The sequence below is a fragment of the Burkholderia sp. BCC1988 genome (assembly GCF_905339895.1).
Lineage (GTDB): Bacteria > Pseudomonadota > Gammaproteobacteria > Burkholderiales > Burkholderiaceae > Burkholderia.
Genome location: NZ_CAJPHA010000005.1, coordinates 34,129 through 51,761, shown reverse-complemented (window position 1 = coordinate 51,761; position 17,633 = coordinate 34,129). Strand labels below are relative to the sequence as shown.

General features: G+C 67.3%; 13 protein-coding genes and 1 pseudogene. 7 read left to right on the top strand and 7 right to left on the bottom strand.

Translation table 11 applies throughout. From position 1 onward, the window contains the following. The first annotated feature begins 166 nt into the window (after positions 1-166). The 4 genes from U4012_RS08540 to opcM are packed head-to-tail and all read left to right on the top strand — an operon-like array spanning position 167 to position 7,070. Complete coding sequence (locus U4012_RS08540) at positions 167-1,027, top strand: alpha/beta hydrolase (protein ID WP_044845763.1); 861 nt, start codon at positions 167-169, stop codon at positions 1,025-1,027. A gap of 32 nt (positions 1,028-1,059) precedes the next feature. After that, complete coding sequence (gene ceoA / locus U4012_RS08535) at positions 1,060-2,277, top strand: multidrug efflux RND transporter periplasmic adaptor subunit CeoA (RefSeq protein WP_044845762.1); 1,218 nt, start codon at positions 1,060-1,062, stop codon at positions 2,275-2,277. A 46-nt stretch (positions 2,278-2,323) separates the two neighbouring features. Then, complete coding sequence (gene ceoB, locus U4012_RS08530; protein WP_124530140.1) at positions 2,324-5,524, top strand: multidrug efflux RND transporter permease subunit CeoB; 3,201 nt, start codon at positions 2,324-2,326, stop codon at positions 5,522-5,524. Between the two features lie 10 nt (positions 5,525-5,534). Next, entirely contained in the window at positions 5,535-7,070 is a 1,536-nt protein-coding gene (gene opcM, locus U4012_RS08525; RefSeq protein ID WP_321797715.1) for a multidrug efflux transporter outer membrane subunit OpcM, read from the top strand. 97 nt (positions 7,071-7,167) lie between these two features. Here opcM and U4012_RS08520 read toward each other — a convergent pair whose 3' ends face one another. Next, complete coding sequence (locus U4012_RS08520; RefSeq protein WP_321797713.1) at positions 7,168-7,764, bottom strand: TetR/AcrR family transcriptional regulator; 597 nt, start codon at positions 7,762-7,764, stop codon at positions 7,168-7,170. Positions 7,765-7,891: 127 nt separating this feature from the next. On the opposite strand from U4012_RS08520, the gene U4012_RS08515 reads away from it, so the two are divergent. Further along, positions 7,892-8,323, top strand: a complete 432-nt coding sequence (locus U4012_RS08515; protein ID WP_321797711.1) for a Tautomerase enzyme — start codon at positions 7,892-7,894, stop codon at positions 8,321-8,323. A 63-nt stretch (positions 8,324-8,386) separates the two neighbouring features. Here the strand turns inward: U4012_RS08515 and U4012_RS08510 are convergent. The 6 genes and pseudogenes from U4012_RS08510 to U4012_RS08485 form a co-directional block, all read right to left on the bottom strand. Further along, positions 8,387-8,533, bottom strand: a pseudogene (locus U4012_RS08510) (LysR family transcriptional regulator); the annotation flags it as partial. Positions 8,534-8,737: 204 nt separating this feature from the next. Next, positions 8,738-9,589 carry an alpha/beta hydrolase gene (locus tag U4012_RS08505; protein ID WP_321797709.1) on the bottom strand — a complete coding sequence of 284 codons (852 nt, stop codon included), beginning with the start codon at positions 9,587-9,589 and terminating at the stop codon, positions 8,738-8,740. 259 nt (positions 9,590-9,848) lie between these two features. Then, on the bottom strand, positions 9,849-10,178 hold the full coding sequence (locus U4012_RS08500; RefSeq protein ID WP_321797707.1) for a DUF3579 domain-containing protein: 330 nt from the start codon (positions 10,176-10,178) through the stop codon (positions 9,849-9,851). A gap of 25 nt (positions 10,179-10,203) precedes the next feature. Beyond that, positions 10,204-11,565: a sigma-54 dependent transcriptional regulator gene (locus tag U4012_RS08495; RefSeq protein WP_321797705.1), complete on the bottom strand. Its 1,362-nt coding sequence runs from the start codon at positions 11,563-11,565 to the stop codon at positions 10,204-10,206. Then, on the bottom strand, positions 11,555-13,441 hold the full coding sequence (locus U4012_RS08490; RefSeq protein WP_321797703.1) for a sensor histidine kinase: 1,887 nt from the start codon (positions 13,439-13,441) through the stop codon (positions 11,555-11,557). Before U4012_RS08490 ends, U4012_RS08495 begins: the two co-directional genes overlap by 11 nt. A 130-nt stretch (positions 13,442-13,571) precedes the next feature. After that, on the bottom strand, positions 13,572-14,936 hold the full coding sequence (locus tag U4012_RS08485; RefSeq protein ID WP_124523783.1) for a 2-hydroxycarboxylate transporter family protein: 1,365 nt from the start codon (positions 14,934-14,936) through the stop codon (positions 13,572-13,574). A 434-nt stretch (positions 14,937-15,370) separates the two neighbouring features. Between U4012_RS08485 and U4012_RS08480 the strand changes: the two genes are divergently transcribed. Both U4012_RS08480 and U4012_RS08475 read left to right on the top strand, forming a co-directional pair. Further along, positions 15,371-16,201: a MetQ/NlpA family ABC transporter substrate-binding protein gene (locus tag U4012_RS08480; protein ID WP_321797700.1), complete on the top strand. Its 831-nt coding sequence runs from the start codon at positions 15,371-15,373 to the stop codon at positions 16,199-16,201. A 10-nt stretch (positions 16,202-16,211) separates the two neighbouring features. Beyond that, the gene (locus U4012_RS08475) at positions 16,212-17,630 is read left to right on the top strand and encodes an LLM class flavin-dependent oxidoreductase (protein WP_321797698.1); all 1,419 of its coding nucleotides are present in this window, start codon (positions 16,212-16,214) and stop codon (positions 17,628-17,630) included. Positions 17,631-17,633: the final 3 nt, after the last annotated feature.

Here is a 17,633-nt window from a genome sequence, read left to right as displayed (position 1 = left end):
TCCGCAATCTAATTTGCCGCCCGAACGACAAGGCTGCGCTACCTCATGGGTAAGCGCAGCCTGGATTGTTCGGGGGCGTTGAATTGTGTTGCCGGATTATAGGCATTTATCCGGATGTCTGCCGGACCCAGAATTCGTTCCATCTCGAAATGGATGCTGCATCGTCATGGACGCTTCTGAATTCAGCAAATTCCTGAAAGCCGCGTTGCCCGCCGAAGCCAGAGCCGGCGCGGCACTGACGGTCGCGGAGGTGGAAATCCCCGGCTACGCGCAGGACATCGTGCTGCGCCTCTATCGGCGCGCGGACAAGACCGGATTGCCGGTAGTGCTTTACTTCCACGGCGGTGGTTTCGTGCGCGGCACGCTGGATGACGCCGATTTCGCCGCGCGCTTTTTAGCAGAACGCTTACCGGCTCTCGTAGTGTCGGTCGATTATTCGCTCGCGCCGGCCTTTCCTTTTCCGGCCGCGCCGGAGGATGCGTATCGCGCAGCCGTGTGGGCCGCGACGCGCGCCCGCGCGTTCGGCGGCAATCCGAAGAAGATCGGCGTCGCGGGGCACGATGCGGGCGGCCAGCTCGCGAACTGTCTCGCGTTCATCGCGCGCGATCGCGGCGAAGTGTCGATTGCCGCGCAGGCCCTGTTCGGGCCGATGCTCGACCCGAGCATGACGCGCATCGGCGACGCCGAACGCCTTGCGTCGGACATCACCGCGCGCGAATGCGCGGCCTGTTATCGCGCCTATCTGCCGCAGGCGGCGCAGCGCATGCACCCGTATGCGGCGCCGCTCGAATCGGTGCGCCTCGCGGGCCTGCCGCCGACGCTCGTCGTCACCGCGCAGAACGACGTGCTGCACGTCGAAGCGGAGAAATATGCGGGCTGCCTGATTTCATCGGGCGTGCTCACGCAGGTGATCCGCTACCCGGACGTCACGCACGCGGCGCTCGCGACGCACGAGGCCGCGCTCGAGGAAGCCGTGCGCTTCTTCCAGTGCCGCTTCCAGGCGCGCCAGCCGAACCGTTCCGAATAACCAGAACCAATCCACGCTTATTGGAGATCCACATGGCCATCCTACGCACCTCCCGCTCCCGAATCGCGACCGCGGCGATCGCGACGCTCGCCGTCGTCGGCCTCGGCACGTTCGGCGCGATGCGCGTGAACGCGAACGCGCCCGAAAAGGCGGCAGCGCCGCTGCCCGAAGTCGACGTCGCGACCGTCGTGCCGCAGACCGTCACCGACTGGCAAGGCTATTCGGGCCGCCTCGAGGCGGTCGAGAAAGTCGACGTGCGCCCGCAGGTGTCGGGCACGATCGTCGCGGTGAACTTCAAGGACGGCGCGCTCGTGAAGAAGGGCGACGTGCTGTTCGTGATCGATCCGCGCCCGTACCAGGCGGAAACCGACCGCGCGGCCGCGCAGCTCGCCGCCGCGCAGGCCCGCAACGGCTACGCGCAGAGCGACTGGCAGCGCGCGCAGCGGCTGATCGGCGACAACGCGATCGCGAAGCGCGATTACGACGAGAAGCAGAACGCGGCGCGCGAAGCGACGGCGAACCTGAAGGCCGCCGAAGCCGCGCTGGAAACGGCGCGCATCAACCTCGGCTATACGCGCATCACCGCACCCGTGTCGGGCCGCGTGTCGCGCGCGGAAATCACACTCGGCAACGTCGTGTCGGCCGGCGCGTCGGCCGCGCCGCTGACGACGCTGGTGTCGGTGTCGCCGATCTACGCATCGTTCGACGCGGACGAGCAGACCTACCTGCAGTACATCAACGGCGCGCGCAACGGCCGCAAGGTGCCGGTCGAGCTCGGCCTCGCGAACGAAACCGGCTACTCGCGCAGCGGCGAGATCGACTCGGTCGACAACCGGCTCGACACGTCGTCCGGCACGATCCGCGTGCGCGCGCGCTTCGACAACGCGGACGGTACGCTCGTCCCCGGGCTCTACGCGCGCGTGAAGGTGGGTGGCAGCGCACCGCACGAGGCGCTGCTCGTCGACGATGCGGCGATCAACACCGACCAGGACAAGAAGTTCGTGTTCGTTGTCGACCAGCAGGGCCGCGTGTCGTATCGCGAAGTGCAGCAGGGCATGCAGCACGGCAATCGGCGCGTGATCGTGAGCGGCCTCGCCGCCGGCGATCGCGTGATCGTGAACGGCACGCAGCGCGTGCGGCCGGGCGAGCAGGTGAAGCCGCACATGGTCCCGATGACGGGCGGCGATGCGCCGTCCGCGCCGCTCGCGGACAACGCGAAGCCGGCCGCACCGGCGAAGGCGGAATCGTAAGCGGCCCGCCGCTTCGATTTCCGCGTTCAACCAGACAGAGCAACCCATGAACATTTCCAAATTCTTTATCGACCGGCCGATCTTTGCAGGAGTCCTATCGGTGATCGTCCTGCTCGGCGGGGTGATCGCGATGTTCCTGCTGCCGATTTCGGAGTATCCGGAAGTCGTGCCGCCGTCCGTGATCGTGAAGGCGCAGTATCCGGGCGCGAACCCGAAAGTGATCGCCGAGACGGTCGCGTCGCCGCTGGAAGAGCAGATCAACGGCGTCGAGGACATGCTCTACATGCAGTCTCAGGCGAACAGCGACGGCAACATGACGATCACCGTCACGTTCAAGCTCGGCACCGATCCGGACAAGGCCACGCAGCTCGTGCAGAACCGCGTGAACCAGGCGTTGCCGCGCCTGCCGGAAGACGTGCAGCGGCTCGGCATCACCACGGTGAAGAGCTCGCCGACGCTGACGATGGTGGTCCACCTGATCTCGCCGGACAACCGCTACGACATGACCTACCTGCGCAACTACGCGCTGATCAACGTGAAGGATCGCCTGTCGCGGATCCAGGGCGTCGGCCAGGTGCAGCTGTGGGGTTCGGGCGACTACGCGATGCGCGTGTGGCTCGATCCGCAGAAGGTCGCGCAGCGCGGGCTGTCGGCCGAGGACGTCGTGCAGGCGATCCGCGAGCAGAACGTGCAGGTCGCGGCCGGCGTGATCGGCGCGTCGCCGTCGCTGCCCGGCACGCCGCTGCAGCTGTCGGTGAACGCGCGCGGCCGTCTGCAGACGGAAGACGAGTTCGGCGACATCGTCGTGAAGACGACGCCGGACGGCGGCGTCACGCATCTGCGCGACATCGCGCGCATCGAGCTGGACGCGTCCGAGTACGGGCTGCGCTCGCTGCTCGACAACAAGCCGGCCGTCGCGATGGCGATCAACCAGTCGCCGGGCGCGAACTCGCTGCAGATCTCCGACGAAGTGCGCAAGACGATGGCCGAGCTGAAGCAGGACATGCCGGCCGGCGTCGACTACAAGATCGTCTATGACCCGACGCAGTTCGTGCGCTCGTCGATCAAGGCCGTGGTGCACACGCTGCTCGAAGCGATCGCGCTGGTCGTGATCGTCGTGATCGTGTTCCTGCAGACCTGGCGCGCGTCGCTGATTCCGCTGATCGCGGTGCCGGTGTCGATCATCGGCACGTTCTCGCTGCTGCTGGCGTTCGGGTATTCGATCAACGCGCTGTCGCTGTTCGGGATGGTGCTCGCGATCGGGATCGTGGTCGACGATGCGATCGTGGTGGTCGAGAACGTCGAGCGCAACATCGAGAGCGGGATGAACGCGCGGGCGGCGACCTACAAGGCGATGCAGGAAGTGAGCGGGCCGATCATCGCGATCGCGCTGACGCTCGTCGCCGTGTTCGTGCCGCTCGCGTTCATGTCGGGCCTGACCGGCCAGTTCTACAAGCAGTTCGCGATGACGATCGCGATCTCGACGGTGATCTCGGCGTTCAACTCGCTGACGCTGTCGCCGGCGCTGTCCGCGATCCTGCTGAAGGGCCACGGCGACAAGGAAGACTGGCTCACGCGCGTGATGAACCGCGTGCTCGGCGGCTTCTTCCGCGGCTTCAACAAGGTGTTCCATCGCGGCGCGGAGAACTACGGCCGCGGCGTGCGCGGCGTGCTGTCGCGCAAGACGCTGATGCTCGGCGTGTACCTCGTGCTGGTGGGCGCGACCGTGCTCGTGTCGAAGGTCGTGCCGGGCGGCTTCGTGCCTGCGCAGGACAAGGAATACCTGATCGCGTTCGCGCAGCTGCCGAACGGCGCGTCGCTCGACCGCACCGAGAAGGTGATCCGCGACATGGGTTCGATCGCGCTGAAGCAGCCGGGCGTCGAGAGTGCGGTCGCGTTCCCGGGGCTGTCGGTGAACGGCTTCACCAACAGCTCGAGCGCGGGCATCGTGTTCGTCACGCTCAAGCCGTTCTCGGAGCGGCACGGCAAGGCGCTGTCGGCCGGTGCGATCGCCGGTGCGCTGAACCAGCAGTACGGTGCGATCAAGGATTCGTTCGTCGCGGTGTTCCCGCCGCCGCCGGTGCTCGGCCTCGGCACGCTCGGCGGGTTCAAGATGCAGATCGAGGATCGCGGCGCGGTGGGCTACGCGAAGCTGTCGGATGCGACCAACGACTTCATCAAGCGCGCGCAGCAGGCGCCTGAGCTGGGCCCGTTGTTTACGAGCTACCAGATCAACGTGCCGCAGCTGAATGTCGATCTGGACCGCGTGAAGGCGAAGCAGCTCGGCGTGCCGGTCACCGACGTGTTCAACACGATGCAGGTGTATCTCGGCTCGCTGTACGTGAACGACTTCAACCGCTTCGGACGTGTGTACCAGGTGCGCGTGCAGGCCGATGCACCGTTCCGTCAGCGCGCGGACGACATCCTGCAGCTGAAGACGCGCAACGACCGTGGCGAAATGGTGCCGCTGTCGTCGCTCGTCACGGTGACGCCGACGTTCGGCCCGGAAATGGTCGTGCGCTACAACGGCTACACCGCAGCCGACATCAACGGCGGCCCGGCGCCGGGCTTCTCGTCGGGTCAGGCACAGGCGGCGATCGAGCGTATCGCGCATGAAACGCTGCCGCGCGGCGTGCGGTTCGAATGGACCGACCTCACGTACCAGCAGATCCTGGCAGGCGATTCGGCGATGTACGTGTTCCCGATCAGCGTGCTGCTCGTGTTCCTCGTGCTCGCCGCGCTGTATGAAAGCCTGACGCTGCCGCTCGCGGTGATCCTGATCGTGCCGATGAGCATTCTGTCGGCGCTGACGGGTGTGTGGCTCACGCAGGGCGACAACAACATCTTCACGCAGATCGGCTTGATGGTGCTGGTGGGGCTGTCCGCGAAGAACGCGATCCTGATCGTCGAATTCGCACGCGAACTGGAGCATGACGGCAGGACGCCGCTCGAGGCCGCGATCGAGGCGAGCCGGCTGCGGCTGCGCCCGATCCTGATGACGTCGATCGCGTTCATCATGGGCGTCGTGCCGCTCGTCACGTCGACCGGTGCGGGTTCGGAAATGCGCCATGCGATGGGTGTCGCGGTGTTCTTCGGGATGCTCGGCGTGACGCTGTTCGGGCTGATGCTGACGCCGGTGTTCTATGTCGTGCTGCGCACGCTGGCGGGCGGCAAGATCCACGTCGCGGGCAAGGACTCGGCCGGCTATGGCGTGTCGCCTTCCGGTGCGCCGGCTACGGATGCTTGAGGACAACAAGATGGACAACATGCACAACACGAATGGCCTGATGCGCTTCGCGAAGGTGGCGGCCGCGAGCACCCTGCTCGCGACGCTGCTCGCCGCGTGCGCGGTGGGGCCCGACTACAAGCGCCCGGACGTGTCGACGCCCGCGGCGTTCAAGGAAGCGCCGACGCTCGCGGCCGGCGAACAGGCCGGCACGTGGAAGACCGCCGAACCGGCGGACGGCGAGCATCGCGGCGAATGGTGGAAAGTGTTCGGCGATCCGGTGCTCGACTCGCTCGAGTCGCAGGCGCTCGCCGCGAACCAGAACCTGAAGGCCGCGGCGGCGCGCGTCGAGGAAGCGCGTGCGGCGACCCGCACCGCGCGCTCGCAGTGGTTCCCGCAGGTCGGCGCCGGGTTCGGGCCGACGCGCGAAGGGCTGTCGTCGGCGTCGCAGTTCCAGCCGCAGGGCACGGGCCCGACCACCGCGACGCTGTGGCGCGCGCAGGGCACGGTGTCGTACGAGGCCGACCTGTTCGGCCGCGTGAGCCGCAACGTCGAGGCGTCGCGTGCTGACCAGGCGCAGAGCGAAGCGCTGTTCCGTTCGGTGCAACTCGCGCTGCAGGCGGACGTCGCGCAGAACTACTTCGAACTGCGCCAGCTCGACTCGGACCAGGACCTGTACCGCCGCACGGTCGAACTGCGTGACCAGGCGCTGAAGCTCGTGCAGCGCCGCTTCAACGAAGGCGACATCAGCGAGCTCGACGTGTCGCGCGCGAAGAACGAGCTGGCGACCGCGCAGGCCGATGCGGTCGGCGTCGCGCGCCGGCGCGCGGCGTCCGAGCATGCGCTCGCGATCCTGCTCGGCAAGGCGCCCGCGGACTTCGCGTTCAAGGAAACGCCGATCGTGCCGGTCGCGGTGAAGGTCCCGCCGGGTCTGCCGTCGGCATTGCTCGAACGCCGCCCGGACGTGTCGGCGGCCGAGCGCGCGATGGCGGCTGCGAACGCGCGGATCGGTCTCGCGAAGTCGGCGTACTTCCCGAAGCTCGATATCACGGGCGCGTTCGGCTATGAGGCGTCGACGCTCGGCAACCTGTTCATGTGGTCGAGCCGCACGTTCCTGCTCGGGCCGTTCGCCGGCACCGCGCTGACGCTGCCGCTGTTCGACGGCGGGCGGCGGGCGGCCGGCGTGCAGCAGGCGCGCGCGCAGTACGACGAGCAGGTCGCGAACTACCGGCAGCAGGTGCTCGTCGCGTTCCGCGAGGTCGAGGACAATCTCGCCGATCTGCGTCTGCTCGACGACCAGATTCGCGCGCAGGATGCGGCCGTCAATGCGTCGCGCCGTGCGGCGACGCTGTCGCGGACGCAGTATCAGGAAGGCGAAGTGGCCTATCTCGACGTGATCGACAGCGAACGGTCGGTGCTGCAGTCGCAGTTGCAGGCGAACCAGCTGACCGGGGCGCAGGCCGTGTCGACCGTGAACCTGATCCGTGCGCTGGGCGGCGGGTGGGGTGCGGTGCCGACGGCAGTCGGCGATGCGGCGTCCGCCAAGGCGGAAGTCGCCGCGCGTTGAAGCAGCGGCCCGCGAGGGGCCGTTCGAGCAGGTGGCTGATCGAAGAAGAACCCCGATTCCGTGGCAACGCGGATCGGGGTTTTTTATTGGCCGTGCGTTATGCCTGCTGTTCGGGCTTCACGTCCGTGCGTTCGGCGATCACCACCGCGTAGCGGCCGACCGCATCGGCGATGCGCTGCGCCAGTTCGGGATCGCGCACTGCACGCGCGAGCGTGACGCCACCCGACAGCAGCGCGAGGAACGCGATCGCACGATCGTCGTCGGGTGCGTCGCCGAGCCCGGACGACACTTCATCGACGATCTGCCGCAACGCGTGTTCATAGGCGTCGCGCGTGTCGTCGTCGGCGCGCATCACTTCGGGCGACAGGCTCGGCAGCGCACAGCTTTCGCCGAGCGCGCAGGTGCGCCGCGGCCCGAGATAGAACGACACGAACGGGCGCCGCCAGCGCGCGCCATGCTCGGCCTTGAAGATCGCGACGCCTTGCCGGAGTTGGTCGAGACCGGCGAGGACCACGCTGCGGAACGCTTCGCCTTTCGATTTGAAATGCCCGTAGAACGCGCCGTTGGTGACGCCCGCCGCCTTCGTCAGCGGACCGATGCCGGAGCCGCCATAGCCCTCCTGGCGGAACAGGCGGCTCGCCGCCTCGAGAATGCGCGCGCGGGTTTCGTGCTTGTGCTCGACGGAATAACGCATGACAGGCTCGCTTCAGAGCGATCGCTCTTTATCGCTTGCATAGAGAGCGATCAGTGTCTAATGTATAGAGAGTGACTGATATTTATATCACGTCACGGTTCCGATGACCTGACCTGGAGAACGTGCGATGCCGATTACGCTGACAGTATCTGAAGGGGTTTTCTCGCAGGAAGACGAAGGGCCGGTATTTGCCGAACTGACCGATGCGCTGCTGGAGGTCGAAGGGCTGACCGGGAATGCGTTCCTGGCGCCGAACGTGATCGGCTCGCTCAACGTGCTGCCGCGTCACCGGACCTTCGTGAATGGTCGCGCGGAGCCCGCGGCATTCGTCGAGCTGAAGCTGCCGGCCGTGGCGCTCGCGGCGCCCGACAAGCAGCGGCAATTCGTCGAACGGGCGACCGCGATCGTGCTGCATCGCGCAGGCGGGCGGCTGACGCCGGCGCAGATCTGGGTGAATGTCGTGCATGCGGTCGACGGCGGATGGGGCATTGCCGGGCGACGGTACGACAACGCTGCGCTCGTCGATTCGATCCAGGGTGCGGCGGCTGGTTCGCATTAACCGCAACTAACGGTCAAACCATCCGGCGTTGACCGACGGTGCGGCGATGATTCGCCGCACCGGTCAGCCGTGACTGCCTTCAGCCCGCGGTGCCCGCATCAGTTCGCTGGCCGCCTTGCCGAGCCCCGTGTGTTTCGGCCGCCGCAGATATTCGGGCAGCGGCAGCCCGGTGCGGATGTTCGCGAACACGAGCGGCGCGAGTTCGCCGTCCGTGCTGATAGTGTTCTTCCCGATCTTCACGCTCGCATACAACTGGTCGTTCGACAGCGTGTTCGGGTTGCCGGATGCGGTGACGCGCAAGCCCGAACCGGTCATCTGACGCGGAGGCGGGCGAAGCGATGCGGGGAAGCCCGTATCGCTTCGTTCAAGAAAGGGGCGGGAAGTGACGGGCGGAGCGAATGCCGCCCGCGAGCGTTACGCGGCGACGAACTCGTGCACGTAGCGGTTGAACACGGCGGGGCTCGCCGCGTTCATCCCATGCGACGCACCGGCGACGGTCTGCCGTTGCGCATCGCCGATCCACTGCGACAGCGTGTCGACGTTGTGGCGGAACATCTTCGGGCTGCGCTGGCCGTCGATCAGCAGCGTGCGGCATGCGATATCGCCGGCCGTGTGCTGCGAATACGCGGGCAGCGGATCCTGCAGCTGCTTCGGCAGCGTGCTCGCATTGTCGATCGCCATCGTGCGAAAGCGCGACGTGCTCTTCTTCCATGCGCCGGGCAGGCTCACCGAGTCGACGAACATTTCGAGGCCGGCTTCCACTTCGCCTTGCCCGATCAGGTTCACGGCCTGCGTGCGCAGCGCGATCGCGGCGGCCGGCAGCGCGGCTTCGCGCACGCCCGGCTGTTGCAGCGGGCCGCCCGGATCGGCGAGCGTCAGCGTGTCGACGAGCTGCGGATGCTGGCGCGCGACGTTGAATGCGACGCTGCCGCCACGCGAGTGGCCGACGAGATGCACGGGGCCGAGATCGAGCGCGTCGATGAATTCGGCGAGCTCGTCGACGTGGTTCTGCCAGCTGAACTCGTCCTGGATGCCCGCCTCGACGGCCGGCCAGTAATGGCTCAGGCTCGGCGCGATGCAGCGGTAGTGGGCCGACAGCGACGCGAGTTGCGGATCCCAGTAACGGTAGTCGCACAACGATCCGTGCACGAACACCATCGGTGCGCCGCTGCCCCGCTCGACATACGGCAGGCTGATGCCTGACGAAAGCGTCGCAAATTGCAGGTCGGGGTTCGCGAGCACCGAAGGCTCGATTCGCATGTTCATGACTGAAAACTCAATGGGTGCGTCATCACGTCGCAACTATGCCTCACGGCAAGCTGCAAGGAAAACGCATAATTTTCATCGTGACGATCAATTTTATTGATGGCTCGGCTGAAAACCCTTGTCGCAGCGTGGGGAAGTGCCGAAGTCTTCAATCATCTGATGATTTATTTGGCGGCTGAAAGCACGTGTGAACGCCTGCGCAGGCGCGCATCTGAGCGGGGGGAAACGGGAGAAAGGGCCGCCGAACGCGACCCGCGCATCACCGCACCGCCAGCGCGGGCGCGGTCTGAAGCTCGACGGGAAGGTCGTTGTCGGCGGCGAACTGCATCGCGAAGTCGAACGCGTCGGCGCATACGTCGCGCAATTCGTCCGACACGAACAGGCATTTGGCGCCCCCATCGACGACCGGCATCGCGAGCCGCGACAGCGCGCACGGATAGCCGGGCCGCCGCTCGCCGACGAACAGCGTGATGACACCCGCGAGGCGCTCGGGCCAGTCGCTCGGTCGGAAGGTTTTCTGCGCGCGCGTGACGCCGCGGATCAGGTGGCCGGTGATGCGGCCGTGTTCGGTGACTTCGATGCGATCCATGCTGTTCTGCGTATCCTCGTTCGCGTCATTCGCCGCCGTCGGCCGCCGCGTCGCCGCGCGCGGGAATCCGCAGGTTGCGCAGCTTGTGATAAAGCGTCTTCTTCGGCATGCCGAGCGCGACGCTCGCGTCCGCCACGTTGCCGTTGTGACGCCGCAGCATGTCTTCGATCAGCATCCGCTCGAAATACGCCATCTGCTCGGCAAGCGTGCCGCCGGCCGCCGGCGCGCCGCCGGACGACAGCAGGCTGTCGCCGGTCAACCCGAGCACGAAGCGATCGGCCACGTTCTGCAATTCGCGCACGTTGCCGGGCCATGCATGCGTCATCAGTTCGGACACCTGCGCAGCCGTGACGACCGGCGCCGGTTGCCCGAAGCGCCGCGCGGCCGCGAGCACGAAATGCTCGAACAGCAGCGGCACGTCCTCGCGCCGCTCGCGCAGCGGCGGCAGCTCGATCTGCGCGACGTTGAGCCGATACAGCAAGTCCGCGCGGAAGCGTCCGTCGGCCGCGAGTTCGGCGAGATCGGCCTTCGATGCGGCCACCACGCGGCAGTCGACCGGAATCAGCTCGTTCGCGCCGAGCCGCTCGACCACGCGCTCCTGCAGCACGCGCAACATCTTGATCTGCAGCGGAATCGGCATCGTCTCGATCTCGTCGAGGAACAGCGTGCCGCCGTGCGCCCATTCGATCTTGCCGATGCGCTTCTTGATCGCGCCGGTGAATGCGCCGGCCTCATGGCCGAACAGCTCGCTCTCGAACACCTGCTCGGGCAGGCCGCCACAATTCAGCGCGACGAAATGCGCGTCGCGCCGTCCGCCGAAGTCGTGCAGGCTGCGTGCGATCAGTTCCTTGCCGGTGCCCGTCTCGCCGGTGATCAGCACCGACACCGACGTATCGGCGAGGCGCAGGATCTTCTTGCGCACGTCGGCCATCGCGGGCGACTTGCCGAGCACGAACGCCTCGATGCCCTGCCAGTTGTTCAGTGCCGCGCGCAGCCCCTGCACCTCGAGCGTCAGGCGGCGCTTCTCGACCGCGCGCGCGACACGCCCCGCGATCACGTCCGACGAAAACGGCTTCTCGATGAAGTCGTACGCGCCGACCTGCATCGCGCCGACGGCCGTCGAGATGTCCGCGTGGCCGCTGATCAGCACGACCGGGATCTGCGCATCGATGGCCATCACGCGGTCGAGCAACTGCAGCCCGTCGATGCCGGGCATCCGCACGTCCGACACGATCACCAGCGGCGCGCCGGGCGCGACGTGCGCGAGCGCGTCGGCGGCCGAAGCGAATGCGTCGACCGGGAACCCGGCGAGCGCGACGGCCTGCTCGACGCCGATCCGGACGTTTTCATCGTCCTCGACGACCAGCACGCGAATCTCATCTTCCATGCTCTATCCTCTGTTGCGGCGTCGCCGCCGCGAATTCGATACTGAACTGCGCGCCGCCTTCGTCGCGGTTCGTCGCGGCGATCTTCGCGCCGAACGCCTCGACGATGCGCGACGTGATCGCGAGGCCGAGCCCGAGGCCCTGGCCGCGCGGCTTGGTCGTGACGAACGGCTCGAACAGGTGCGGCAGCACGTCGGGCGCGATGCCCGCGCCGCTGTCGGCCACCGAGAAGCGCACGCGGCCGGCGTCGTCCGGCCCGGCGGCTTCGATCACGATGCGCCGCACCGGCGCGTCGTGCACCGCGTCGAGCGCGTTGCCGAGCAGGTTCACGATCACCTGCTGCAACTGGCTCGATTCCGCGGACACCGTCGTGCCGGGCGCGATGTTCACGTCGAGCTGCACGCCTTCGTCGCGGATCCGCGCATCGTAGATCAGGCGCGCATGCGCGACGGCCTCGTTCAGCGACACCGCGACGCGCTCGACGTCGGGTTTGCGCGCGAAGGTCTTCAGCTCGCCGGTGAGCACGGCCATGCTGTCGACGAGCTTGCCGATCCGTTCGAGATTCGCGAGCGCCGGCGCCGGCTGGCCGCGCTCGAAGAACGTACGCGCGTTGTCGCACAGCGTGCGGATCGCGACGAGCGGCTGGTTCAGCTCGTGCGTGAGGCCCGCGGCCATCTGCCCGAGCACCGCGAGCTTGCCCGCGTGCACGACTTCCTGTTGCGACGCGCGCAGCCGCTGCTCGGTGCGCTCGCGCTCGACGATCTCGCGCTGCATCCGCTCGTTCGCCGCCGTCAGCGCGGCCGTGCGTTGCGCGACGGTCAGCTCGAGCCGGTCGTTCGCGCGGCGCAGCGCATCCTGCGCGTTCAGCCGCGCGACGATCGCCCGGCGCCGCTGGATCGCGTAGCCGGCCAGCAGCGCGGCGATCAGGAACGCGCCGGTGACGAACGCGAACGCGGTCTGCTGCTGGCGCCGCGCGCCGGCGATGTCGAGCAGCACCATCAGCGAATCGCCGGCCTGCGGCGCGGGCCGCGACATCACGAGATAGCGCGTGCTGCGGCCGGCGTGACGCGGATCGGGGAACGTGCCGAACCATGCGGCGGCGCTGCGGTCGCCGAGGTGGCGGTAGGGCAGCATGTCGACCGTGCGGCCCGCGTATTGCCGCGACGCCTGGATGTCGCGCTGCTGCTGCGCGGTGATCGGGCGCAGCGCGGTGAACTTCCACGCCGGCTCGGTCGAGATCACGACCACGCCGTTGCCGTCGACCACCATCGCGGCGACGCCCGGCGCGCGCCACGCGGATTCGAGCGGGTCGACGCTGATCTTCACGGCCGCCGCGCCGATCGGCACGCCACCGTCGCGCACCGCGCTCGCGAAATAGACGCCCGGCACGCCGGTGTTGGTGCCGATCCCGAAGAAGCGGCCGCTGCCGTGCGCCAGGGCATCCTTGAAGTACGGCCGGTACGACACGTTGGTGCCGACGAAGCTGATCGTCTCGTTCCAGTTGCTGGCGGCGATCACTTCGCCCTGCAGGTCGATCACGTCGACGGCGCCGCTGCCCGCGTCGCGGTTCACGGCTTCGAGATACGTGTCCACCGTGTGCGCGAGCGCGGGCCGGTCTTGCGGCGCGGCCCGCAGCAGCGCGCGCACGCCGTCTTGCCGGGCGACCAGGCCGGGCAGGATCTCGAAGCGGCCGAGTTCGCTCTTCAGGCTCGACGCGTACAGGTCGAGCCGGTGCGCGCCGGTTTCCTCGAGCGCGTCGATCGCGCGTTCCCACGCGAAATCGACCGCCGCGCCCGCCACGCCGACATACAGCACGGCGGCCGACGCCCAGCCCCACCACGGGATTCCCTTGAAGCCTTTCTGCACGTTCGCCCTCATCGATGCCCGCAACCGGTCGCTCGCAACCGGCCGTCCCAAACGCCCCGCCACAACGACACGCGCCGCGCGCCGGCAAAGCCGGCGGCGGCGCGTGCGAAGCAGCCTGCGCGACGGTGCGCGCAGCGGCGCGTCATCCGAAGTGCGCGACCAGGATCAGCGTCACGGTGACGACGATCGCGCCGCCGATGCGCGTGGCGATCTGCGCGAACGGCATCAGCTGCATCCGGTTCGCGGCGGTCAGGATCGCGACGTCGCCGGTGCCGCCTTGCCCGCTGTGGCAGGCGTTCACGATTGCGGTGTCGATAGGGTACATCTTCAGCAGGCGGCCGACCACGAAACCGGTGCCCATCAGCGTCGCGACGGTCGACACGATCGTGACGACGTTGACGATCGTGAAGGCGGCGGTCAGCTTGTCCCACGGCGTCATCGCGACGCCGATCGCGAACAGCAGCGGGTACGTGACAGCGGTCGAGAAAAACTTGTAGACGACGAACGCGCCTTCCTGCAGCGGCGGCGACACCGCGCGCGCGAGCTTCACCAGCACCGCGAGGAACAGCATCGCGACCGGCGCGGGCAGGCCGAACAGCTTGTGCGCCATCAGGCCGACGAGGTACAGCGTGATCGCCGTGATGCCGGCGCCCGCGATGTGCGTGACGTCGACGTGGCCGCGGATCTCCTCGCTTTCCGGCGTCATGTCGCCGCTTTCGCCGACCTGCAGGCGACCGTTGCCGGTCAGGTGCGGCAGGCGCTTGCCGAGCATGTCGAGCGCGCCCGACAGGATGATCGCGGTCAGGCTGCCGAGCATCACCGGCGGCAGCACCATCGCGAACATCTCGCCCTGCGGCAGGTGCATCAGTTCCGAATAGCCGATCGACAGCGGAATCGCACCTTCGCCGACGCCGCCCGCCATGATCGGCACGACGATGTACAGCAGCGTGTGGCGCGCGCCGAGGCCGAGCGCGGTGCCGACCGCCGTGCCGACGATCGCGGCCGCGACCGAACCGGCGGCGAGCGGAATGAAGATCTTCACGAAGCCCTGGATCAGCACGCGCCGGTCCATGCTCAGGATGCTGCCGACGATGATCGACGCGATGAACAGGTACAGGAAGTTGGTCGACTTCGTGAACTCGACGGTGAGGTTCAGCACCGGCTTCGGCAGCACGTGGTAGTAGGTGAGCGCCGACGGCACGAAGGTCGCGAAGATCGCGGCCGCGCCGATGTTGCGCAAGAGCGGCAGGCGCTTGCCGAGTTCCGCGCAGGTGAAGCCGAAGAACGCGAGCACGGCGATCGCCATCGAGATCTCGCCGGGCACCTTGCCCGTCACCGCGAAGCCGACGATCAGCCCGAACAGGATCACGTAGACCGGCAGCGGGATGATGCCGATGCGGATTTCCATCAGCTTCCACCAGCCTTCCGGCCAGAAGCGTGTGCGCGTGGCGGGACCGGCTTCGGCAAGTGCCTCCGGACGGGATTGGGTGGGGATTGAGGTCTGCAAGACGTGTCTCCTGATGTTTGGAATGCCCGCATTGCTACGCGGCATCGTGTGGCGTCTATTAATGCAACCCCCGTGCCAAGCATTCCGGCCTGCCGGAATATTTTTAGGGCATTGATTTATAAGGATTTTGTTTCGTCTGCGGAAAGGGTGGCAACACCCGGCTGGCCGAGATTTCGGAATTCGCCCGGCGGGCAGGCCGAGATTTCGGCCCGATGGCCGGCGGGGCGGCCGCACGCGCATCGGACGCGCGCCCTGGCGCCATATCGCCGCACGCGATTTTCTTCGCACAATCGCTTCGTAGACCGCCTTCCTGCCGCTCTCTATCATCGGCTGATCTTTTTCCGATGTGACGACGACTGTCCGGAGAACGCCCGCGCGTTCGCCGCGGCGCCGCTCATCCGTCGATACCGTCTTTGGACAGGAGAGTGGTTCCCATGCTGCATGCCGTTTTTTCCGCCCGCTTTTCCTCCGGCCGCGTGGCCCGCCTGCTGGCAACCGCGCTGCTCGGCGTCGTGATGCTGAACGGCGCCCGTGCCGACACCGCGCCGCTGAAGGTCGGCATCTCGACGAGCCCGCAGATCGACGCGCTGAAGATTGCCGCGAAGGAGGCGAAGGAGCAGGGCCTCGACGTGAAGATCGTCGAGTTCACCGACTGGAATACGCCGAACGCGGCGCTCGCGAACAAGGACATCGACGTCAACTACTTCCAGCACATCCCGTTTCTCGAGAACGCCAAGAAGCAGGGCGGTTACAACTTCGTGTCGATCGCGCCGGGCACGATCATGAAGATCGGCCTCTACTCGAAGAAGGTGAAGCGCTTCGACGAGCTGAAGGACGGCGCGCGCGTCGCGATCGCGAACGATCCGGTGAACGGCGGGCGCGGGCTGCTGCTGCTGCAGCGCGCGGGCCTCATCACGCTGAAGCCGGGCGCCGACTACCGCGCGACGACGCACGACATTGTGTCCAACCCGAAGCACCTGAAGATCATCCCGCTCGAAGCGTCGCAGCTCGCGCGCTCGCTCGACGACGTCGACCTCGCGCAGGGCTATCCGAGCTTCATCAAGCTCGCCGGCACGACCGACCCGAACAGCGCGCTGCTGTTCGATGGCACCGAGAACAAGAACTTCGCGATCCAGTGGGTCGTGCGGCCCGAGAGCGTGAACGACGCGCGCATCCGCAAGTTCATCGCGATCTACCAGCATTCGCCGGCGGTGCGCCGTGCGCTCGACAACGCGTTCGGCTCGCTGTACGCGATCGCGTGGTGACGGAGGCGACATGACGACGGCGAACCGCAAGAAGATCCTGCTCAACGCGTTCAACATGAACTGCGTCGGGCACATCAACCACGGGTTGTGGACGCATCCGCGCGACCGCTCCGCGCACTACACCGATCTGGACTACTGGGCCGATCTCGCGAGGACGCTCGAACGCGGCAAGTTCGACGGGATCTTTCTCGCGGATATCGTCGGCGTGTACGACGTGTTCGGCGGCGGCCCGGACGCCGCGCTGCGCGAATCGGTGCAGGTGCCCGTCAACGATCCGCTGCTGCTCGTGCCCGCGATGGCGCAGGTCACGCAACATCTCGGCTTCGGCGTGACCGCGAACCTGACCTACGAGCCGCCTTACCTGTTCGCGCGCCGCATGTCGACGCTCGATCACCTGACGAAGGGGCGTATCGGCTGGAACATCGTGACCGGCTATCTCGACAGCGCCGCGCGCGGGATGGGCCTCGCACAGCAGATCGGCCACGACGACCGCTACGAACGCGCGGACGACTACATGGACGTCGTCTACAAGCTGTGGGAACAGAGCTGGGACGACGACGCGGTGATCCGCGACGCGCAGGCGCGCGTGTTCGCGCAGCCGGGCAAGGTGCGGCGCGTGAAGCACGACGGGCCGTTCTATTCGGTCGACGCGATCCATCTGAGCGAGCCGTCGCTGCAGCGCACGCCGGTGCTGTACCAGGCCGGTTCGTCCGCGCGCGGCGTCGAGTTCGCGGGGCGGCATGCGGAGTGCGTGTTCGTGAACGGGCAGAGCAAGGCCGCGGCGCGTGCGGCGGCGCTGGATATTCGCGCAGCCGCCGCGCGGCAGGGCCGCGATCCCGCATCGATCAAGATTTTCGCGGGCGTGAGCGTCGTGACCGCCGAAACCGAGCGGCTCGCGCGCGAGAAGTTCGACGAATACCGGCGCTATGCGAGCCCGGAAGCCGGCCTCGCGCATTTCGCTAGCTCGACCGGCATCGACTTCGCGAAGTACGGTCTCGACGAGCCGATTTCGTACGTGAAGACCGATTCGATCCAGTCGGCCGTCGACGCGATCTCGCGCAAGAGCACGACCGGCACGTGGACCGTGCGCCGGATGCTCGAACAGATGTCGCTCGGCGGCCGCTATGCGCCGATCGTCGGCTCGCCGTCGCAAGTCGCGGACGAACTGCAGTCGTGGATCGACGAGACGGGCATCGACGGTTTCAACCTGACGCGCACCGTGATGCCCGAATCGTTCGAGGATTTCGTCGACTGGGTCGTGCCCGAGCTGCAGAACCGCGGCATCTACAAGGAAGACTACGATTCCGCGCCGACGCTGCGCGAGAAGCTGTTCGGCGCCGGCGCGCGGCTGCCCGCGTGGCACACGGGCGCACAGCACCGGCCGGCCGCCGTGCCGGCGCCCGAACCCAGGCATCCCGCGCATGCGTGAACG

Excerpts from the sequence above, each read along its gene's own strand:
- U4012_RS08540 (WP_044845763.1), top strand. The coding sequence starts at position 167 with ATGGACGCTTCTGAATTCAGCAAATTCCTGAAAGCCGCGTTGCCCGCC.
- ceoA (WP_044845762.1), top strand. The coding sequence starts at position 1,060 with ATGGCCATCCTACGCACCTCCCGCTCCCGAATCGCGACCGCGGCGATC.
- ceoB (WP_124530140.1), top strand. The coding sequence starts at position 2,324 with ATGAACATTTCCAAATTCTTTATCGACCGGCCGATCTTTGCAGGAGTC.
- opcM (WP_321797715.1), top strand. The coding sequence starts at position 5,535 with ATGGACAACATGCACAACACGAATGGCCTGATGCGCTTCGCGAAGGTG.
- U4012_RS08520 (WP_321797713.1), bottom strand. The coding sequence starts at position 7,764 with ATGCGTTATTCCGTCGAGCACAAGCACGAAACCCGCGCGCGCATTCTC.
- U4012_RS08515 (WP_321797711.1), top strand. The coding sequence starts at position 7,892 with ATGCCGATTACGCTGACAGTATCTGAAGGGGTTTTCTCGCAGGAAGAC.
- U4012_RS08505 (WP_321797709.1), bottom strand. The coding sequence starts at position 9,589 with ATGAACATGCGAATCGAGCCTTCGGTGCTCGCGAACCCCGACCTGCAA.
- U4012_RS08500 (WP_321797707.1), bottom strand. The coding sequence starts at position 10,178 with ATGGATCGCATCGAAGTCACCGAACACGGCCGCATCACCGGCCACCTG.
- U4012_RS08495 (WP_321797705.1), bottom strand. The coding sequence starts at position 11,565 with ATGGAAGATGAGATTCGCGTGCTGGTCGTCGAGGACGATGAAAACGTC.
- U4012_RS08490 (WP_321797703.1), bottom strand. The coding sequence starts at position 13,441 with ATGAGGGCGAACGTGCAGAAAGGCTTCAAGGGAATCCCGTGGTGGGGC.
- U4012_RS08480 (WP_321797700.1), top strand. The coding sequence starts at position 15,371 with ATGCTGCATGCCGTTTTTTCCGCCCGCTTTTCCTCCGGCCGCGTGGCC.
- U4012_RS08475 (WP_321797698.1), top strand. The coding sequence starts at position 16,212 with ATGACGACGGCGAACCGCAAGAAGATCCTGCTCAACGCGTTCAACATG.